Annotated in this window: 1 protein-coding gene and 1 pseudogene; both read right to left on the bottom strand. The window is 67.4% G+C overall.

What is annotated here, in order from left to right; genetic code table 11:
- Positions 1-124, bottom strand: a pseudogene (locus WA805_RS28350) (30S ribosomal protein S12); the annotation flags it as partial.
- 689 nt (positions 125-813) lie between these two features.
- Positions 814-3,142, bottom strand: a 2,329-nt coding sequence (gene rpoC / locus WA805_RS28345; RefSeq protein WP_424560033.1) for a DNA-directed RNA polymerase subunit beta', incomplete at its 5' end; no start/stop codon positions are given.

The following is a 3,142-nucleotide window of genomic DNA, read 5'->3' as shown; positions in this document are numbered from 1 at the left end:
GCGTCGTCGTGTAGACGCGCGTGCACACGCCGCGGCGCTGCGGGCTCTCCTTGAGCGCCGGCGTCTTGTTCTTCGCTACCTTGTCCTGGCGGCCCTTGCGGACCAGCTGCTGGATCGTGGGCAACCGAGTCTCCGTCTTTTCCGTCGTGTTCCTGTGTAAAGCTTGTGTCCGCTGCGTACTCGCCCGGACCATGGGCCCGCAAGCGAGACTAGAAATCGTCGGTTTCCCGGCGTTTTCCACCCGTTTGACCTGCGGCTTTCCTCTCGCCTCCGACCCCCGAGGTCGGGTGTGTCGCGGTCGGCCTCTGGCCGACGGCTCAACACCGCCTTGGGTCGGCAGCCCACATCAATCTGGACTGCGGAGGAAGAGTCCACGCGGCCAGCCGCGCAGCCACCCGTATCCGGTCCGAAGGACCACGTCTCGCTGACTGCTGGCACGCAGGCACCCGCACGGTCACGGGCACGAATGTAAAAGGTACCACCCGTATGCCCGCTGGCCAAATTGGATCTGGCTGTTCGCGCGGCTTTCCGTGAGCTATTTTAACCGCTCTCCGAGCCGCGCGCGGACCTACGCGCTAACTGACACCGTTGCTAACAGGATCCCGCGCCATTTCATTCCGCAACGCGCGCCCGAAGGGGGTCGATGGGCCATCGACCACCATAGAAGGGGGACGATGGCCCATCGACCGCCATCATGGACAGAGCAACGCGGCGCCTGGAGACACCACGGGCCCGTTCGGGATAACAGGGAACACCGGCCACACGGCGAGCGGCCGGTTCCCAGGGAAGGGAACCGGCCGCCCAGCAGTGGCATTACCGGTTGTAGGAGCCGAAGTCGTACTCCTCAAGCGGCACCGCCTCGCCGGAGCCCTGGCCGAAGGCGTAGTTGTCCGCCTCCTGGTAGGACGCCGCCGGGTAGGCGGACGAGCGCGCGTCGTCGGTGGGCTCGACCCGGATGTTCCGGTACACCTGCATGCCGGTGCCGGCCGGGATGAGCTTGCCGATGATCACGTTCTCCTTGAGGCCGAGCAGCGAGTCCGACTTGGCGTGGATCGCCGCGTCGGTGAGCACCCGCGTGGTCTCCTGGAAGGAGGCCGCCGACAGCCACGACTCGGTGGCCAGCGACGCCTTGGTGATACCCATGAGCACCGGGCGGCCAGAGGCCGGGGTGCCGCCGTCGTTCACCACGGCGCGGTTCATGTTCTCGAACCGCGGCCGCTCCACGAGCTCGCCGGGGAGCAGCTCGGTGTCTCCGGACTCCAGGACGTTCACCCGCTTGAGCATCTGGCGGATGATGATCTCGATGTGCTTGTCGTGGATCGACACGCCCTGGGAGCGGTAGACCTCCTGCACCTCGGCCACCAGGTGCTGCTGCACCGCGCGCGAGCCGAGGATGCGCAGCACCTCGTGCGGGTTGACGGCGCCGGCGATGAGCTGCTGGCCCACCGTGACGCGCCCGTCGTCCTGCACGAGCAGCCGGGACCGCATCGGGACCTGGTAGGCGATCTCTTCGCCACCATCGTCGGGGACGATGATGATCTTCCTGGTCTTCTCCGTCTCCTCGATCTTGACCCGGCCCTCGACCTCGCTGATCGGGGCCATGCCCTTGGGGATACGGGCCTCGAACAGCTCCTGGATACGGGGCAGGCCGTGCGTGATGTCCGCGCCGGCGACACCGCCGGTGTGGAACGTACGCATGGTCAGCTGGGTACCGGGCTCACCGATGGACTGCGCGGCCACGATGCCGACAGCCTCGCCCACGTCCACCCGCTTGCCTGAAGCCAGCGAGCGGCCGTAGCACTTGGCGCAGACACCGATCTTCGCCTCGCAGACCAGGACGTTGTGCACCCTGATCTGCTCGATGCCCGCCTCTACGAGACGGTCGATCATCGTGTCTGTGGTGTCCTCGCCGACCTGACCGACAACCGTGCCATCCACCTCGATGTCCTCGGCGAGGCTACGCCCGGTGCCGGTGTTCTCGACGTTCGGCAGCTTCCGCAGGGTGCCGTCGGCGCCCCGCTCGGCGATCTGCATCACGAACCGGCGGTCCGTCCCGCAGTCCTCCTCGCGGACGATGACGTCCTGCGCCACGTCCACCAGACGCCGGGTCAGGTACCCGGAGTCCGCGGTCCGCAGCGCGGTGTCGGCCAGGCCCTTGCGGGCGCCGTGCGTGGAGATGAAGTACTCCAGCACGGTCAGGCCCTCGCGGAACGAGGACTTGATCGGCCGCGGGATCGTCTCACCCTTCGGGTTCGACACCAGCCCGCGCATGCCGGCGATCTGCCGGACCTGCATCGGGTTACCGCGGGCGCCGGAGTTGACCATCATCCACACCGGGTTGGTGGCCGGGAACGCGTTCTCCATGTCCTGGGCGACCTCGGCGGTCGCGTGCGTCCAGATCTCGATGAGCTCCTGACGGCGCTCGTCGTCGGTGATCAGGCCGCGATCGTACTCGCGCTGCACCTTGTCGGCGCGGCGCTCGTAGTTCTCCAGGATCTGCGCCTTGTTCGGCGGGGCAACAACGTCCTCGATTCCGATTGTCACGCCCGCGCGGGTCGCCCAGTGGAATCCTGCGTCCTTGAGGTTGTCCAGCGCCTCGGCGACGTGGACCTTCGGGTACTGCTCGGCGAGCGCGTTGACGATGCCGGTGAGCTGCCTCTTGCCCACCTCGTAGTTGACGAACGGGAAGTCGTCGGGCAGCGCCTCGTTGAAGATGCACCGGCCCAGCGTGGTCTCCATCCGCAGCGGCTGGCCAGCCTGCCAGTCCTCGGGGACCTCGGTACCCGGCGGCGGCACGACGCTCTCCAGCCGGATCTTGATCCGCGCCTGCAGGTCGAGCTCGTTCCTGTCGTAGGCCATCAGGGCCTCCGCCAGGCTGGTGAACGCGCGCCCGGTGCCGATCACGCCCTCGTCCTCTCGCGTCAGGCAGAACAGCCCGATCACCATGTCCTGGGTAGGCATGGTCACCGGCTTGCCGTCGGCAGGCTTGAGGATGTTGTTCGTGGACAGCATCAGGATCCGCGCCTCGGCCTGCGCCTCGGCGGACAGCGGCAGGTGCACCGCCATCTGGTCGCCGTCGAAGTCCGCGTTGAACGCGGTGCAGACCAGCGGGTGGATCTGGATCGCCTTGCCCTCGACCAGC

This window comes from Trebonia sp., assembly GCF_049794275.1.
GTDB lineage: Bacteria > Actinomycetota > Actinomycetes > Streptosporangiales > Streptosporangiaceae > Trebonia.
This window is presented reverse-complemented; position numbering and strand designations above follow the sequence as displayed.